Source organism: Mycobacterium sp. H4Y, from assembly GCF_000364405.1.
GTDB classification, from domain to species: Bacteria; Actinomycetota; Actinomycetes; order Mycobacteriales; family Mycobacteriaceae; genus Mycobacterium; species Mycobacterium intracellulare.
Window position 1 is genome coordinate 370,068 of sequence record NZ_AKIG01000002.1, and the last position, 16,405, is coordinate 386,472.

A 16,405-nucleotide genomic window follows, 5' to 3' on the forward strand; every position below is an offset into this window, starting at 1 on the left:
GGAGCGGGACGCGAATCGCCGCCTCTAGCAAGCTTTTCGGCTGCTAGGGGTTGATGGTGTTGTCGCCGACCTGGCGGCCCCAGACGTATTCGATCGCGTACGGCGATCCGGTGTCCAGGTGGTTGTAGGGCGCGATGCTGTTGCCGGTGTCCATGACCAACTCGGGTGCGGGCCATAGGTCGCGGCTGATCTTCTGCCAGCAACCCGGGGCGCCGCCGGGGCCGCCGCGGGCGTTCACGCGTGGCAGGTTCTCGGGCCAGATGTAGGGGTTGGGCGCCCCGCCGACCACCCCGGCGACACCGCCCACCAGCGACGCGATGACGGGCACCGCGGACACCGGGTTCGCGATCAGTCCGAGCCCGGAGAGCACTTCGGTGTCCATGTTCAGCGAGTAGCCGTTGAAGCCGCCTTCGGCCGCGCCCGTGGGGCCCAGCGCATCGACTTCGCTGCGCATCAGGCAATAGATCTCGGGGCTGTAGGTGTCGAGCAACTGCGCCGTCGGCACCAGGTCGGCGGCCCCGCGCGCCAGGTACGGGCCGCCCTTGGTGAACAGGTCCGCGCCGGTGTTGCCGAACCCCGCCGCCGACAACAACGCCTGATCCAAATCCTTTTGCTGCGCGTTGATCGTGCGCGAGGTGACCACCGCGTTGTTCAAGAAGTCGAACAGATCCGGCGAGGCGTCCGCATAGGTGTCGCCCAGCGCCGCCAACCGCTGAATGTCCTTGCGCGCCTGCGGCATCCGCGGATTCACCTCATCCAAAACCGCGTTCGCATTCACCACCGACTGCCCGAACCTGTCCCCCAACCCGGCCAACGACTGCGCCGCCGCGCTCAACGTCAAATTCAGCTTGACCGGATCCACCTTCTGCGCGATCGAGGTGATCGTCTGAAACAACGTATTGATCTCGGTCGTCACCGAACGCGCATCCAGCACCGTGTGCGCCGAGATCTTCTGCGGCGACGGATGCGCCGGCGTCGTCAACGACACATACTTGCCACCGAACACCGTCGTCGCCTTGATATCGGCATTCACATTCGACGGGATCAACGCCAAATACCGCGGATAGACCTCTAGCGTGAACTTCGCCGCCGGCTTGCCGTCACGCACCGTCTCCGCAATCTTGCCGACACGGCCGATCTCCACCCCGTTGTAGGTCACCTTCGACCCCGGATCCATCACCAACCCAGCCCGCGACGCCAGCATCGTCAACTCGGTCTTCGGCGTGAAGCCGCCTCGGAACTGGATGTACACCAAGGTGAAGATCACCGCGAGCACCACCACAACGACAAAGGTGTAGACCTTGTAGGGCGGGACCCGGGAGTCGTTGATCTGAACGGGTGAACCTTCCATGGCGCTACACCACGAATCCGAAGGTCGATTCCGCGCTGGGCGGCAGCCAGGCATGCGGTTGGTTATTCATAACCCACCGTCGCCACAGCTGGCCCCTCACGTCGGTGCCGCGGCCTGGCGGCGCTGCGGCAAATCACTCCCCCGACTCACTGCCCGTTACCAGGGGCTCTGTACACAGATGCAATAACGAAGACCAGTGCAATGTACCGCGACGCGGTGGCACGAACAAAGCAACGCCGAACTATCGCGCCGCGCGGCGGGGCCGCCGACCGTGGCGCCACGCGAATGATGGTTCCCGGCAACTCTTTCGCGTGCTACGGGTTGATGGTGTTGTCGCCGACCTGGCGGCCCCAGACGTACTCGATCGCGTACGGCGATCCGGTGTCCAGGTGGTTGTAGGGCGCAAGGCTGTTGCCAGTGTCCATCACGAGTTCGGGCGCGGGCCACAGGTCGCGGGTGACCCGCTGCCAGCAACCCGGGGCGCCGCCGGGGCCGCCGCGGGCGTTCACGCGTGGCAGGTTCTCGGGCCAGATGTAGGGGTTGGGCGCCCCGCCGACCACCCCGGCGATGCCGCCCAGGAGCGACGCGATGACCGGGACGGTGGCGACCGGATTGAGCAACAGACCTAGGCCCGAGGTGACCTCGGTGTTCATGTTCAGCGAGTAGCCGTTGAAGCCACCTTCGGAGGCGCCGGTGATGGGCACGATGTCGTGGTAGTTGTGCAAGGTGCAATAAAGTTCGGGGCTGTAGGTGTCGAGCAGTTGGGCCGTCGGCACCAGGTCGCCCGCGCCACGCGCCAGATACGGGCCGCCCTTGGTGAACAGCTCGGCCCCGGTGTTGCCGAACCCCGCCGCCGACAACAGCGCCTGATCCAAATCCTTTTGCTGCGCGTTGATCGTGCGCGAGGTCACCACCGCGTTGTTCAAGAAGTCGAACAGATCCGGTGACGCGTCCGCATAGGTGTCCCCCAGCGCCGCCAACCGCTGAATGTCCTTGCGCGCCTGCGGCATCCGCGGATTCACGTCGTCGAGGAGCGTATTGGCGTTGACCACCGACTGCCCCAGCTTGTCCCCCAACCCGGCCAACGACTGCGCCGCCGCGCTCAACGTCAGATTCAGCTTGACCGGATCGACCTTCTGCGCGATCGAGGTGATCGTCTGAAACAACGTGTTGATCTCGGTGGTCACCGAACGCGCATCCAGCACGGTATGCGCGGTGATCTTCTGCGGCGACGGATGCGCCGGCGTCGTCAACGACACATACTTGCCACCGAACACCGTCGTCGCCTTGATATCGGCATTCACATTCGACGGGATCAGCTTCAAATACCGCGGATAGACCTCCAGCGTGAACTTCGCCGCCGGCTTGCCATCACGCACCGTCTCCGCGATCTTGCCGACACGGCCGATCTCCACCCCGTTATAGGTCACCTTCGACCCCGGATCCATCACCAGACCGGCCCGCGACGCCAGCATCGTCAGGTTGGTCTTGGGGGTGAAGTCGCCCCGGAACTGCCCATACACCAAGGCCAAAATCATCGCGAGCACGAGCAGGGTGGCGACCGCGATCCACTTATAGGGCGGGGTCCGCTGCGAGTTGATCTGCACAGGTGAACCGGGACTCTGCTGTCTCGACACCACCGTCGCCGCCCCTTACGTTCTCCCCCGGGTCAGAGCCGATACCAGGAGCCCTTGATAGAAAGATCATTAAAATCTACCGCGACGCCCGCACTTATGCGAACCGCCATTAACAAAATTCGTGTTGGCGCCTGTTCCAGCGCTCAACTTTACGAGACGCGCTGGCGCGTCCCCTCTTCGGTGGCGGCGCACCCGTCCGCGTGCGGGTCTACGCTCGGGTAGCGGTAAGGAGAGGTGCGCAATGCTCGCAGCGTTCGGATTCGAATCCCTGGGTGTGGTCGTCGGCGACATGTATTTCGTCGACCCGTCCCCGCTCGAAGGTCAGGAAACCCCGGAGCGGGGCGTCAGACTGGAACTGCGCCTCGTCGACCGGGCCGAGCCCCAGGGCTCGATCTATGCCGGCGTCCCGATCGCCTTCACCCGCCCGGTGTGGCGGGTGGACCTTTTCGGATCGACGGAGAGCCCACCGGGGACGCTGGACCGGGCCCATCACCACCCGCGTTTCGACGGCTGGGAACCCGGACGCCGGCACTTCGTCCCGGAGCTCTCAGCGGACCCGGTGTCGTGGCTGGCCGAGCAGCTGGCCGACCCGTCCGCCGTGCTGACCCGGGCCGGCGTCGACGCCGACGCGGTCAGCGAGGCCGACAAGAAGGGGCTCGCCGCCGCGGCGCCGGAGATCGTCGCCGCGGTGAAGCGGTTGCTCGACGGTGTGCGGGACGGGGAGCTGGCCCCCGAACCCGCCGAGCCGGTTGCCGCCGCCCGTACCGGTTGGCTCTGATCTGCGTTAGCGTCGTCGGCGTGACCCTCAAAGACATCGCCCTGAACACCCTCGACGGCCGGCCCACCACGCTGGCCGAATTGTCCGACGGCGCAACGCTCGTCGTCAACGTGGCCTCCAAATGCGGGCTCACTCCGCAGTACACGGCGCTCGAGAAGCTGGCCAAGGACTACCGCGACCGCGGCCTGACCGTCGTCGGCGTCCCGTGTAACCAGTTCATGGGACAGGAACCCGGCACGGCCGACGAGATCCAGGAGTTCTGCTCGACGACCTACGGGGTGACGTTCCCGTTGCTGGCGAAGACCGACGTCAACGGCGACGGCCGCCACCCGCTCTACGCCGAGTTGACCAAAGCCGCCGACGCCGACGGCCAGGCGGGAGACATCCAGTGGAACTTCGAGAAGTTCCTCCTCGCACCCGACGGTGCGGTGGTGCAGCGCTTCCGGCCCCGCACCGAGCCCGACGCCCCCGAGGTCATCAGCGCCATCGAGGCCGTGCTGCCGCGGTAGGTCGGCGCTCGCTAGGCGAGCATCGGGTCGATCGCGGAGCGCGGCACCAACACCTGAGTGGCGTCGGGCACCATGCGACCTTGGTCGAAAAAGAAGATCACGCCATCGTTGGTGACGGCGAAATTCTGGTAGTTCGCCGGGTCGTAGGCGGCGGCCGGCGCGATGGCCACCGGCGGCGCCGTCGGCGTCTGGTTCGCGGGCGGTGTGGTCTGCGGCTGGTTCGCCGGCGGGGTCTGCGCCGGGTTCGCGGGCGGCGCGGCCTGCTTCTGCAGCTCGCTCTGCACGATCGGCGCGACGGTCTGCAGCGGGTCGTCGACGCGCCACAAGGGCGTGTTGTTCTTGTCGTCCGAGGCGGCGGTCCACACGATCGCCTTGCGATAGGTCTGGTCCCAGTTGAACGACTTGAACGTCGTCTTGGGGGCGCCGGTGTTCTCGACGACCTTGAACACCACGGCCTCGGTGCCGCGCGGTGGTATCGCCGACCCGTAATTCGTCGACGAAATGGTCAGCTGGTAGGGCTGGTCGCGGGGTGCGGACGATTTGGCGGCGTTGAGGAAATCGTCGCGCTCCTTGGTGATAAAGTCGGCCACGGACTTCTGGTCGGGGTAGTTGACCGGGAAGCTGATGTTGACGTTGTAGCCGGGGTCGGCCATCTGGATCTGGCATGCCTGGCCGGTGTTGGCGCCCTTGAGCTCGGCGCAGTAGTCCTTCGGCGGCGCGGCGGCGGCGACGCCGACCGAGCCGAAGAGAACGAGGGCCGTGGCGGACGCTGCCACCTGGATGCTGCGCATGTGGGATCTCCTCCGACAACTCGCGGTACCGATGCGACGGATGGAGGTAAAGATATGCCATCACGCCGCCACCCATGATTGCCGGACTTCCTGAGACGGCTGATGAGCTCGTGGTCGCGGCGGCATGAAAATGGCCCCGGGAGAAGTCTCCGGGGGCCATTTCCGCTGGTAGCGGGGACAGGATTCGAACCTGCGACCTCTGGGTTATGAGCTGACCGGTTGCGGTCTCCGTCACCGCGATCGGACTCATACGTCCACATCAGCCTCTTGTCAGCCGTCCAGCCTGTCTCGCCCCGGCCCGCTTATTCGCGTCAGTTCCACCGTGTTCCGTGTCCAAATCCGTGGCCAAACGCGCCAAGTGGCAAGTGCAGCCGACCAGCCACCTCGAGGGCACCTTGCCGGTAAGCCTCCATATTCGGGCATGGCGTGTTCAGACGCGTGCTCGCTAACCGGTGGACGTTTCACACAGATCCGCAGGTCTCACGTGCAGCTCATGATTAATCTCCCCGTCCGGGTCGTCACGGTAGATACCACGCCATCTCACCGGTTCCGCCGGTTCGTTCACAAATCCGTTCACGCGCAGCAACTTTCGGCGCGATCTGACATAGGGCTGGCGTCATGCCTTGTCGACCTCGGCGATCCAGGCGTTGATCTCAGCGACGGCCGCGTCGAGCGACAGCTCGACGCTGGCTGAGGCGGCAGCCCGCTTGTAATCGTGACCCCAGTGGTCGTGTCCGGTCACCGTCGGCGGCCACGTCCTCGCCGGCAAACCGAGTTGCAAGGCTTCGTCGGCTCGGGCCTGAAAGACGGCCGCACCAGCTGCACGGATCTCGGCCAGCGTCGGGCTTCCGGTCGCGGCCGCGAGGTCACGCAACAGGAGCAGGTCCACAACGTCGCGGGCACGATCGTTGATGGAGTCCGGCGGTTCATGAGGATCGGAAACCGCGTGAATCTTCTGCGCGATCTGGAAGCGCATGGCGATCCCAACGAGGGTGTCGGGGTCCGGCAGGCCAAACCCGCTCAGTGGCGGCGGCTCGATGGACTCGAAGTCCCCGCCGATGCCTGACTCGTCGGGTGAGACCTCGAACTGGATGCGCCTCCAGGTGACACCTCGGAACTCGATAATGATGTCGAACCGACGTGGCTTGATGATCCTGGTGGGAACGTTGACGACCTCGACCTCGCCCCGGCGCAACATCAGAGGGCCCCATGGCTCGGCCAGCGCGTCCTCCAAGGCCAGAAGAAACGCGTCCAGGTCACCGCGGACGAGCCCGTCGACATCCTTGGTGGTGCGGGCGGTGGCGGGCAAGCGGTGCTGCAGCAGGGCGCCGCCCTTGAGGAGGAACAGTTGCCTGCCGTCGACGTCGATTGCGCGTTGGACACATGCGATGGCGACCGACGAAGCGACGAGCCAGCCAAGCCTGCCGCCCTTGGCCTCCGCGCCGAGTTTGCCTTCGGCCTGGGCAATCCAGTTGTTCAGGACGGTCACCGACGCAGGCTGCTTCGTCTTCGGCTTCAGCGTGTGCAGCAGGTCGGCGAGCCGTGAGCCAATACGGTCATCGCCCATCGCGAGCGTCCAATGCCCTGGCCAACTCGTCACGCTCGGCGGTCTTCAAATAGCCCTGGACATGCCCCCGGTCGAGGGCCTGCCGCAGCAGGTAGGTGGGTGTGCCGCAGGCGATGCACTGGGCAACGGCTGTCGCCGCCGTGACGGTGGGAATCTCCTGCCACCAGCCGATCTGCGCTGGCGCGAGGTCCTCCCGGTGGAGCACGTAGTCCTCGCCACCCGCACGGCGCAGCCGCCGGTGCTTGGCGACGGTGATGTGGATACGGTTCGGGTTGACGTCGCTGATGCCATAGGCGTCCATCGCAGTCTCATGGCTCAGACACGCCTCCGGTGCTCGCGTCCACAGCACGGCAAGCATGTAGGGGTCGTACTGCCCGACCGGATACTTCGGGAACCGGTAAACCCCGTGCGCAACACGCATCAGCGTGCCCCGCTGCACAAGCATCTGCAGCGCACCCTTGCCCACACCCAGATCTGCAGCCTGCTGAGCAGTCACGAACCCGAGCTGCGTGGTCGCAACCTCCCAGAGCTCGTCCCGCGCCAGCGGCTTTGTCTGCATGGCAAAAGTATAACGAAATCGTGATACTATCGCCACCTAGCGTCGGGTCCAACGTACCTCATCTATTTCGCGGCTAGACGGCACCTCGGGACTCGACATGGTCGAGAGCCCCCCTTCGCGCGCCCTAATCTGACCGTCTTACCGAGGCGGCTGCCCGACCCTCGCTTCACCGTTTGCGCAGTCGATAGCTTGACGCCATCGGCCCGCATGGCCGAGCTAACGGACCGGCAGACTGTGGTTGTGGAGGAGCGGTTCCCCGGTGAGTTGGAGACGTTGCGCACCGACAATGTGCGCTTGCGTCGGCTACTGAAACTCAGCGAAGAGCAGGCGCGAGCGGCGGATCCGGATCAAGCCACCCTGTCTGGCGCGCCGGAGTCGCCGGTCAGTATGAGGTCGGTGCCCGAAGCTAAGGTTCGCTTCTTCCTCGATCTGTTTCGTTGTCGCTCCGACGTTTACGCGCTGCGTTGGGAGAACCGCCGCGACGGCCGATCCGGTTGGATGCCGGCCATCCGCGGCTACTGGCGCAAGGGCATGAACCGCGCCGACGCACCGTATCTTCCACTGACTCCGGACGTCGTCGACCAACACCTGCGCGGGGAGGTTCATATAGGCCTGTATCCGCTTGGCGACGATGACACCTGCTGGTGGGTCGCGGCCGACTTCGACAAGGAGGCCGCAATGCTCGATGCGCTGGCTTATATGAAAGCCGCACGAGCCCACAATGTTCCGGCAGCTTTAGAGGTGTCGCAGTCGGGCCGAGGTGCGCACGTATGGATCTTCTTCGCACAGGCTATGTCGGCGGCAACAGCCCGCAACATCGCGACCAGCCTGCTCGGCGAGGCTTTCCAACTCCGCGGCAGCATGCATCTCAGCAGCTACGACCGGCTGTTTCCCTCCCAAGATATCCACACCGGCCGCAGCATGGGCAACCTCATCGCCGCCCCCCTCAACGGCAAACGCCGACAGCACGGCACAACGCTGTTCCTCGACCCTGCAACGCTGGAACCATTCGACGACCAATGGGCCTACCTGTCCAGCATCGCAAGGCTGTCGCACAAGGACGTGGCCGCGCTCGCTCGCACTCTGCCCGATCCGCTGTTCGGCCATCGTGTGCGTCGGCTGCAGCTACCCACTTCGTCGAAAATCGTTCCCAGGCCGGCAGCGATCATCCGGGCGACGTTCACATCCCGAATCACTCTGACTGCCAGCGATCTCGGACCCGCGATGATCGCTGCTGTCAAGCACGCCGCCTCCATCCGCAATCCCGAGTTTGATGCTCGCCAGCGCGCTCGACGCAGCACCTGGGATACTCCGCGGTTCCTGTACAGCTACGACGAGACAGTCGAGGGCGATCTTGTGCTGCCTCGTGGCCTGTACGGGCTGCTCACCGACTTGGTCGAGTCAGCGGGAAGTACGTTGCACATCGACGACAAGCGCGCCATCGGCGACAGTCACGAATTCATCTGCTCAACCGAGCTCAGGTCCGAACAGGCCGACGCAGTCCGGCGATTAATTGACGAAGACACCAGCGTGCTGATCGCGCCTCCTGGATTGGGCAAGACGGTGATTGCCTGCGCCGCCATCGCTTCCCGCGCCACCTCGACCATCATCCTGGTCGACCGCAAAGCACTGGCCGACCAATGGCGTGACCGCTTACAGAAGCATCTCGGATTCAAGTGCGGACAGATCGGCGGCGGCCGATCCAAAACCACCGGCATTATCGACATTGCGCTGCTACCTACCCTCGCGCGCCGCGACAACATCGAAGCTCTCACCGCCGGTTACGGTTTCGTCGTCGTCGACGAGTGCCACCACATCGCCGCCAGCGCGTTCTTCCATGTCCTCAATCGAATACCCGCAAAATACTGGCTCGGGCTCACTGCCACACCTGAACGCCGCGACGGGCTCGAAGACCTCATCTACCACCAACTCGGATCACATCACGTCACCCTCGAAGGCCCTACCGCCGGCCAATTCCCCTCGGCAGGCACCGACCTGCTCGCACCGCACCCCCTCCTACACGTCCATCCCACCCAGTTCCGCTACACCGGGCAAGCCGATCCCAGTGCGCCAGGCGGAATGGCCGAGATCTACCGAGCCCTCATTGCCGACGAGGGCCGGCTTGAGCAGATCATCGCCGACGTCCTCTGCGCTCACGCCGACGGCGCCAACATCCTCGTACTTACCACCTGGATCGATCACCTCAACGCCATCGCCGAACGACTCCGAAACGTCGGGAAGGATGTCGTCGTGCTGAGCGGCCAGATGAAGGCGCGCCAGCGCCGCGAGATCTCTCAGCAACTCGCCAACCACACCGCCGACGACGGGCCCTTGCTGATCGTCGGCACCAGCTCGTTCATCGGCGAGGGATTCGACTGTCCGGCCCTGGACACGCTGTTTCTCGCCGCTCCAATCACGTTCAAGAACCGACTCGTCCAATACGTGGGGCGCGTCACCCGGCCCCACGCCGCCAAGTCCGCCGCAACCGTGCACGACTACTACGACGAACTCACCCCAGTACTCGCCTCTTCGCTGCGAAAGCGTGCGCCCGGCTACACCAAACTGGGCTTCCCCGACCCCAGAACACTGCTCCGATAGGCGTCGCCGACCAGTACGGCTGAGCAACTCATACACAGCGCGGGCGGCAAGGTGTTCTTGATAGGCGCGCCCGACGGCCCGAGTAGCCAACGCTCTCAGCGGTCACATCCCACCCTCCAACGGTCTTCCAGAGTCCGACGCGATGCCGCCGATCCGGCGCATGCACGGGCGGTGTACCCGGCCGATGCGAGGTCTCCGCCGATGTCGCGCTTCAGCGGATTTTCCGGGCCAACCTAGCAACCCTTGTCCATTGACCGATACTCAGATAAGTCGCCCACTACCAGGAAGATCCGCGACCGCTCAGGGAGGATCAGCAAAAGCGAATGTGTCCAAATACGTGTCCATACGGCATGAAAATGGCCCCGAGAGATATCTCCGGGGGCCATTTCCGCTGGTAGCGGGGACAGGATTCGAACCTGCGACCTCTGGGTTATGAGCCCAGCGAGCTACCGAGCTGCTCCACCCCGCGTTGGTGAATGCCAGGTTACCGAACCGGTGTCACGGCGACCAAATCGGGCGCTCAGCGGGGTGAGCGGCCTCGTTCAGTGCCCGTGCAGTGCCCGTTCAGTGGGATGGCGGGTTCAGTCCGTAGCGCTGCGCGATGTCGTCCATCCAGTCCGGTGACCCGTAGGTCAGCCCGTATTTGTCGGCGAGTTCGCCGAACTCGGGCAACTCGTGCAGTGGCCTGCCGGCCGGGTCGTCGGCGTGCTCGAGGAGCAGTTCACCGAGTTCGCGGAAATAGTTCTCGAAACCACCGGGCGTGATGACCTCGATGATGCGGCCCGGCTCGCTGCCGGCGTTCCACATCGCGTGCATCTGCCCGCGGGGCTTGGTGATGTAACCGCCGGGCCCCAGGACGACCTCGCTGTCGTCGGAGCGGAAGCCGATCTCGCCCGCCAGCACGATCGAATGCTCGTCCTCGCGGGTGTGCCGGTGCGCCGCGGTGAGCAGACCGACCGCAAAGGGGTGCTCGACAATGGACACCTCGCCGCCGTTGGTCTTGCCGGACAGCTTGAAGACGGCCCCAAAACCGGGCAGGGCAACGTAATCGCCTTCCCCGGGCTGGACCACCGTGACCCCGATGTCGTTCGCGTCGCTCATCTGATCTTCCTCCTTATTCAGAACCCGACCGCGGTCGCTGTGTCCTGCGGCGGCCAAAGCGGTTGCGGCACTTCGACACCGAACGGCATGTACCAGCCGTTTCGGGACGAAACCTCGTGCACGGGATGCCGATTGGCCGCGACACCCCATTTGCCCCTTGGGTAGCCGAGCGCCAGCATCGCCGACATCGTCCAGCCCTCCTCGACGGGGACGCCCAGCAACTCGTTGACCTGATCCGCGAAATTGCGGAGCACCATCGTCATGACGCCGCCGACACCCTCGGCGCGGGCGGCGAGCAGCACGCTCCAGATCGCCGGGAAGATGTTAGCTCCGCCGAGGTCGTCGATCGCGAAGACGAAGAGCAACAAGGGAATTTCGTCGAAATGGTCGGCCAGGTAATCCCCCGACCCCTTGATTCGGCGCATCGTCTCGGCGTGGGCGGCCGGGTCGGCTCCAGGCGCGGACGCCACCATCGGTCCCGTCCCCGCCCCGTACTTCTCGTATTCGAGCGCGCGGGCCCGCCGGAACAGGTCAGCGAACTGGTGGATGAGTGCCGGATCGTCAACGGCGACAAAGTGCCAGCGTTGGGTGTTGGCCCCGTTGGGGGCGCGAATGGCCGCATCGAGGATGCGGGCCTGCGTGTCCAGCGGAACCGGATCCGGCCGCAGTCGCCGCATCATCCTGGTGGTGTACAGCGCTTCGTGGATGTCCATCTGTCTACTCCGTTCCGGGCTATTCCGGCCAGCTGTTGTGCAGGATTTTGTCGACGAAGTCGACGCGCGCGAAGGCGGGATCGAAGTGCGCCAGGACGTCGGCGTTCATGGTGCCGTCGGTGGTCCGCGGGCGGTGCTTCATGCCGTCGTTGAATGCCGCCAGAATGCGGTTCTTGAAATCAGGTCGCGGGTGGGCGGCGGTCACCGCGGCGAGCGCCTCGGAAGCCAGCTGCTCGTGCCCGACGCCGACCACGTCGACTTCCACGCCGGCCTGCAGCAGGGCGACTTCGGGCGCCAGGAACTCGGGCACGCCGGGCGTCGTGTGCAGGGCGATGCCGAGCCACACCGTGTCGGCGTCGGCCTTGTCGACGCCGGCGTCCATCAGGAAGTCGCGCGCCGCGTTGGCGCCGTCGACCTCGAAGCGGACGGTCGAGTTGCGGTAGTGCTCGGTCAGGCCGACGTCGTGAAACATCGCGGCGACGTAGAGCAGTTCCAGGTTGGGGTGGATCCCGCGGCGCAAACCCTGCAGGGCGCCGAAGAAAAACACCCGCCGGGAATGGTTGAACAGCAACTCGTCTTCGGTGTCGCGGATGAAGTCGGTGACCTCGCGCGCCAGCGCGGTGTCGGGCACGTGGATGCCGGCGATGGCGTCGATCGAACTGGTGGTCATGGTCTTGTCTCCTTCTGCGGTGACGGTCGTGCCCAGTGTGCGACGGTCCGCTCGATCCGACGCCGCTCGTTTGAGCCGTCAACTCCTCAGAAAGCGACACAATGGCTGACGTGGCTCAAGAGGGAAAGCATTCGCGGGTGGTGGTCATCGTCGTCTTCGACGGGGTGACGCTGCTCGACGTCGCGGGGGCGGGTGAGGTCTTCGTCGAGGCCAACCGGTTCGGCGCCGACTACCGGCTCAAGGTCGCGTCGGTGGACGGCGCCGACGTGACGAGCTCGATCGGGACCCGGTTGGGGGTCACCGATCGCCTCGCCGCCATCGACTCCGCCGATATCGTCCTGGTGGCCGGCAGCGACCACCTGCCCGGGCGACCGATCGACCCCGCGCTGGTCGAGGCCGTCAGGTCCGTGGCCGCGCGGACCGGACGGATGGCGTCCATCTGCACGGGGTCGTTCATCCTCGCGCAGGCCGGCCTGCTCAGCGGCCGACGCGCCACCACGCACTGGCACGACGCCCGGCGTCTGTCCCGCGCCTTCCGGGACGTCACCGTCGAGCCCGACGCGATCTTCGTCCGCGACGGCGACGTGTTCACCTCGGCCGGGATCTCCTCGGGTATCGACCTGGCGCTGGCGCTGGTCGAAATGGATTACGGGACCGACCTGGTCCGCGACGTGGCCCGGTGGCTGGTCGTCTATCTGAAGCGGGCCGGCGGCCAATCACAATTTTCGGTGCTGGTCGAGGCCGATCCCCCGCCGCAGTCGCCGCTGCGCGCGGTCACCGAGGCGATCGCCGCCAACCCCGGCGCCGACTACAGCGTGAAAAGGCTTGCGGCCCTGGCATCGTTGAGCACACGGCAGCTGACCCGGCTGTTCCAATCCGAGCTCGGGATGACTCCGGCACGCTACGTCGAACTGGTTCGAGTGGATTTCGCCCGCAACGCGCTCGAAGCCGGCCGTTCCGTCACCGAGACCGCGGGCATGGCCGGTTTCGGAAGCATCGAGACGCTGAGACGCGCGTTCGTCAACCACCTGGGCATCAGCCCGAAGGCGTACCGGGACAGGTTCCGAACGGCTTACGCCTGAAGGCTATTTGGTGTTGTTGTACTTGGTGATCGCGTCGTCAAGCCGCTGCAGCGCCGCGCCGTAGCCTGCGAAATCGCCCTTCTTCTGCGCGTCCTTGGCCGCGCCGATCGCCGCCTGGATCTCTTGCAGTACAGCCGCTTTGGCCGGTGACAACGCCACCGACCCGTCCGGCGCCGGCGGAACGGCCGCGGGCGGCGGCGATCCCGGCGTCGCGGCCGGCGCCGGCGCGCTGGGCGGCGGATTCGCCGCCGGGGTCCCCGCCTCGGTGGGCTGAATGCCCGTTGCCGCCGCGCCCGCGCCGGGGCCGAACAGCCCGGTGAGCGCGTCGCGCACCGTCGGGCCGTACCCGATCTTGTCGTTGTACATCATCGCCACCCGGATCAGCCGCGGATAGGACGACGCCGCGTCGCTGGCCCCCGGGGAGGCGTACACGGGTTCGACATAGAGCAGCCCGCCCTGCCCCACGGGCAACGTGAGCAAGTTGCCCCACCGGATCCGGTTCTGGTTGTCGCGCCCGATCACCCCGAGGTCCTGGGACACCGCCGGGTCGGTGGTGATGGCGTTGTTGGCGAGCTTGGGCCCGTTGACCTGGCCCGGGATGGTCAGCACGGTGATCCGCCCGTACGTCGCCGGGTCGGAGCTGGCGCTGATGTAGGCGGCGAGATAGTCGCGCTTGAACCTGTTCATCGCGCTTGTCAACTGATACGACGACGAATTGTCGTTCTTCGCAATGTTTTTCGCGACGATGTAATACGGCGGCTGATAGCTGCTGGCTGTCGGGTTCGGGTCCAGCGGCACGTCCCAGAAGTCCGACGTGGAGAAGAACGTCACCGGATCGTTGACGTGATACTTCGCCAGCAGCATCCGCTGCACCTTGAACAGGTCCTCGGGATAGCGCAGGTGCTCGGCCAGCTCGGGGGTAATGTCGCTCTTGGGCTTGACGGTTCCCGGGAACACCCGCATCCACGCCTTGAGCACCGGATCCTGCTCGTCTTGCTGATACAGGCTGACGGTGCCGTCGTAGGCGTCGACGGTCGCCTTCACGGAGTTGCGGATGTAGGAGACCCGCTTGTCGGGTGCGAGCCTGTTGAACGCCACCTCGTTGGAGTCCGCGGTCGCCGACTCCAGCGACGTGAGTTCGGAATACGGGTAGTTGTCCAGCGTGGTGTAGCCGTCGATGATCCACACCAGTCTCTTGTTGACGATCGCCGGATAGACCGCGCTGTCGGTGGTCAGCCACGGCGCCACCGCCTCCACCCGCCGCGCCGGGTCACGGTTGAACAGGATCTTGCTGTTCGAGCCGATCACGTTGGAGAACAAGAAGTTCCGCTCGGCGAACTTGGCGGCGAACACGCTGCGCGACAGCCAGTCGCCGAGGGGGACGCCGCCGAGTCCGGTGTAGGTGTAGTTCTTGGTTTCGTTGCTGGTCTCGTAGTCGTATTCGCGGTCGGCGCCGTTGCGCCCGACGATCGCGTAGTCCGCCGCCGTGTTGGAGATAACCGGCCCGTAATAGACGCGCGGCTGGTCGAGCGGCGCGGGACCGTCGGAAACCACGTTGCCATTGGCGCCGACGACATTGACCAGGAATTCGGGGTAGCCGCCGTTTTGGTTGGGGTCGTTGGCGATTCCGCGCACCGTGTTGGCCGGTGACGCGATGAACCCGTTGCCGTGCGTGTAGACCGAGTGCCGGTTGATCCAGTCGCGCTGGTTGTCGATGAGGCGGTCGGGATTGAGTTCGCGGGCCGCGACGACGTAGTCCCGCAACGACCCGTTGCGGTCCAGGTAGCGGTCGATGGAGAGCTGGTCGGGGAAGTAGTAGAAGTTCTTGCCCTGCTGGAACTGGGTGAACGCCGGGCTGACGATGGTCGGGTCGAGCAGCCGGATGTTGGAGGTGGTGGCGCGGTCGTCGGCGACCTGCTGGGCGGTGGCCTGCGCGTCGCCGGTGTAGTTGCGGTAGGTGACCACGTCGGCGGTCAGGCCGTAGGCTTGCCGCGTCGCGGCGATGCTGCGGCTGATGTATTCGCTTTCCTTTTGCGCGGCATTGGGTTTGACGCTGATCTGCTCGACGATCAACGGCCAGCCGGCGCCCACGATCAACGACGACAGCAGCAACAGGACCAGGCCGATCGCGGGAATCCTCAAGTCCCGCAGGACGACCGCGGAGAACACCGCGCCCGCGCAGATGAGCGCGATCGCCATGAGGATCAGCTTCGCCGGCAGCACGGCGTTGATGTCGGTGTATCCGGCGCCGGTGAAGGGCTTGCCGCCGCGGGTGTGCGACAACAGCTCGTAGCGGTCCAGCCAGTAGGCGACCGCCTTGAGCAACACCAACAGACCGACCAGGGTGACCAGCTGGATCCGCGCCGACCGGCTCAGCGCGCCGGTGCGTCCGGACAGCCGAATGCCGCCAAAGATGTAGTGGGCCAACAGGTTGGCCACGAACGCCAGGAACACCGCCACGAATAGGTAGGACAGCAGCAGCCGGTAGAACGGCAACTCGAACGCGTAGAAGCCGAGGTCCTTGCCGAACTGCGGGTCTTTGATGCCGAAGTCGCCGCCGTGCAGGAACAGCTGGATCCGCACCCAATAGCTTTGGGCGATGATTCCGGCCAGCAGGCCGATCGCCACCGGGACGCCGGCGCTTACCAGCCGCAGCCGGGAAAGGACCAGGGCGCGGTAGCGCGCCACCGGATCGTTGTCGTTGCTCGGCACGAACACCGGTCGGGTGCGGTAGGCCACCGCGAGCCCGGCGAACACGATGCCGCCCACCAGCAGGCCCGCGATCAGAAAGACCACGAATCGGGTGACGAGCACGGTGGAAAACACCGACCGGTAGCCAAGCTCGCCGAACCACAGCCAGTCGACGTAGGCGTCGATCAGCCGCGGGCCCGCCAGCAGCAGAGCGATCACACCCAGTGCGATCAGGATCAGAATCCGGCTACGCCGAGTCAGCTTCGGCATTCTTGCGGTGGGCCGCATCCCCACTGGCTACGCTCCCTGATCGATTGCTAGACGGTGACAACTCTACGCACTGCACAACCGGCGATCC

The 16,405-nt window shown here is 65.4% G+C and carries 13 protein-coding genes and 1 tRNA gene; 4 read left to right on the forward strand and 10 right to left on the reverse strand.

The window, feature by feature from the left end; translation table 11 throughout:
- Nucleotides 1–43: 43 nt before the first annotated feature.
- Both W7U_RS15555 and W7U_RS15560 read right to left on the reverse strand, forming a co-directional pair.
- Entirely contained in the window at nt 44–1,351 is a 1,308-nt protein-coding gene (locus W7U_RS15555) for an MCE family protein (protein WP_008259593.1), read from the reverse strand.
- 314 nt (nt 1,352–1,665) lie between these two features.
- Nucleotides 1,666–2,958, reverse strand: coding sequence for an MCE family protein (locus tag W7U_RS15560; RefSeq protein WP_008259594.1), 1,293 nt, complete (start codon nt 2,956–2,958; stop codon nt 1,666–1,668).
- A gap of 271 nt (nt 2,959–3,229) precedes the next feature.
- Here W7U_RS15560 and W7U_RS15565 point away from each other — a divergent pair, with 271 nt between their 5' ends.
- Nucleotides 3,230–3,766, forward strand: a complete 537-nt coding sequence (locus W7U_RS15565) for a hypothetical protein (protein ID WP_008259597.1) — start codon at nt 3,230–3,232, stop codon at nt 3,764–3,766.
- A 20-nt stretch (nt 3,767–3,786) separates the two neighbouring features.
- Nucleotides 3,787–4,275, forward strand: a complete 489-nt coding sequence (locus tag W7U_RS15570; protein WP_008259599.1) for a glutathione peroxidase — start codon at nt 3,787–3,789, stop codon at nt 4,273–4,275.
- A gap of 11 nt (nt 4,276–4,286) precedes the next feature.
- Here W7U_RS15570 and W7U_RS15575 read toward each other — a convergent pair whose 3' ends face one another.
- The 3 genes from W7U_RS15575 to W7U_RS15585 form a co-directional block, all read right to left on the reverse strand.
- A complete protein-coding gene (locus tag W7U_RS15575; RefSeq protein WP_008259601.1) occupies nt 4,287–5,066 on the reverse strand; it encodes an RsiV family protein in 780 nt (259 codons plus the stop codon).
- Between the two features lie 616 nt (nt 5,067–5,682).
- Entirely contained in the window at nt 5,683–6,633 is a 951-nt protein-coding gene (locus W7U_RS15580; protein WP_008259603.1) for a nucleotidyl transferase AbiEii/AbiGii toxin family protein, read from the reverse strand.
- Nucleotides 6,623–7,192, reverse strand: coding sequence for a type IV toxin-antitoxin system AbiEi family antitoxin domain-containing protein (locus tag W7U_RS15585; RefSeq protein ID WP_008259605.1), 570 nt, complete (start codon nt 7,190–7,192; stop codon nt 6,623–6,625). The genes W7U_RS15580 and W7U_RS15585 overlap by 11 nt, the downstream gene beginning before the upstream one ends.
- Nucleotides 7,193–7,399: 207 nt before the next feature.
- Between W7U_RS15585 and W7U_RS15590 the strand changes: the two genes are divergently transcribed.
- Entirely contained in the window at nt 7,400–9,790 is a 2,391-nt protein-coding gene (locus W7U_RS15590) for a DEAD/DEAH box helicase (protein ID WP_051070692.1), read from the forward strand.
- A gap of 392 nt (nt 9,791–10,182) precedes the next feature.
- Here the strand turns inward: W7U_RS15590 and W7U_RS15595 are convergent.
- The 4 genes from W7U_RS15595 to W7U_RS15610 all read right to left on the reverse strand — a co-directional run bounded on the left by W7U_RS15595 (nt 10,183) and on the right by W7U_RS15610 (nt 12,274).
- A tRNA-Met gene (locus W7U_RS15595) sits at nt 10,183–10,259 on the reverse strand.
- 95 nt (nt 10,260–10,354) lie between these two features.
- Nucleotides 10,355–10,891 carry a cupin domain-containing protein gene (locus W7U_RS15600; RefSeq protein ID WP_008259615.1) on the reverse strand — a complete coding sequence of 179 codons (537 nt, stop codon included), beginning with the start codon at nt 10,889–10,891 and terminating at the stop codon, nt 10,355–10,357.
- A gap of 17 nt (nt 10,892–10,908) precedes the next feature.
- On the reverse strand, nt 10,909–11,604 hold the full coding sequence (locus W7U_RS15605; protein WP_008259616.1) for a nitroreductase family protein: 696 nt from the start codon (nt 11,602–11,604) through the stop codon (nt 10,909–10,911).
- Nucleotides 11,605–11,623: 19 nt separating this feature from the next.
- Nucleotides 11,624–12,274, reverse strand: coding sequence for an HD domain-containing protein (locus W7U_RS15610; protein WP_008259620.1), 651 nt, complete (start codon nt 12,272–12,274; stop codon nt 11,624–11,626).
- A 101-nt stretch (nt 12,275–12,375) separates the two neighbouring features.
- Here W7U_RS15610 and W7U_RS15615 point away from each other — a divergent pair, with 101 nt between their 5' ends.
- A complete protein-coding gene (locus W7U_RS15615) occupies nt 12,376–13,356 on the forward strand; it encodes a GlxA family transcriptional regulator (RefSeq protein WP_020823342.1) in 981 nt (326 codons plus the stop codon).
- A 3-nt stretch (nt 13,357–13,359) separates the two neighbouring features.
- Here the strand turns inward: W7U_RS15615 and W7U_RS15620 are convergent, their stop codons facing one another.
- On the reverse strand, nt 13,360–16,341 hold the full coding sequence (locus tag W7U_RS15620; protein ID WP_008259625.1) for a UPF0182 family protein: 2,982 nt from the start codon (nt 16,339–16,341) through the stop codon (nt 13,360–13,362).
- Nucleotides 16,342–16,405: the final 64 nt, after the last annotated feature.

Bases quoted from the DNA above. Each gene is read 5' to 3' on its own strand.
- W7U_RS15610 (WP_008259620.1), bottom strand. From the start codon at position 12,274: ATGACCACCAGTTCGATCGACGCCATCGCCGGCATCCACGTGCCCGAC.
- W7U_RS15585 (WP_008259605.1), bottom strand. From the start codon at position 7,192: ATGCAGACAAAGCCGCTGGCGCGGGACGAGCTCTGGGAGGTTGCGACC.
- W7U_RS15565 (WP_008259597.1), top strand. From the start codon at position 3,230: ATGCTCGCAGCGTTCGGATTCGAATCCCTGGGTGTGGTCGTCGGCGAC.
- W7U_RS15600 (WP_008259615.1), bottom strand. From the start codon at position 10,891: ATGAGCGACGCGAACGACATCGGGGTCACGGTGGTCCAGCCCGGGGAA.
- W7U_RS15590 (WP_051070692.1), top strand. From the start codon at position 7,400: ATGGCCGAGCTAACGGACCGGCAGACTGTGGTTGTGGAGGAGCGGTTC.
- W7U_RS15605 (WP_008259616.1), bottom strand. From the start codon at position 11,604: ATGGACATCCACGAAGCGCTGTACACCACCAGGATGATGCGGCGACTG.
- W7U_RS15615 (WP_020823342.1), top strand. From the start codon at position 12,376: ATGGCTGACGTGGCTCAAGAGGGAAAGCATTCGCGGGTGGTGGTCATC.
- W7U_RS15575 (WP_008259601.1), bottom strand. From the start codon at position 5,066: ATGCGCAGCATCCAGGTGGCAGCGTCCGCCACGGCCCTCGTTCTCTTC.
- W7U_RS15555 (WP_008259593.1), bottom strand. From the start codon at position 1,351: ATGGAAGGTTCACCCGTTCAGATCAACGACTCCCGGGTCCCGCCCTAC.
- W7U_RS15580 (WP_008259603.1), bottom strand. From the start codon at position 6,633: ATGGGCGATGACCGTATTGGCTCACGGCTCGCCGACCTGCTGCACACG.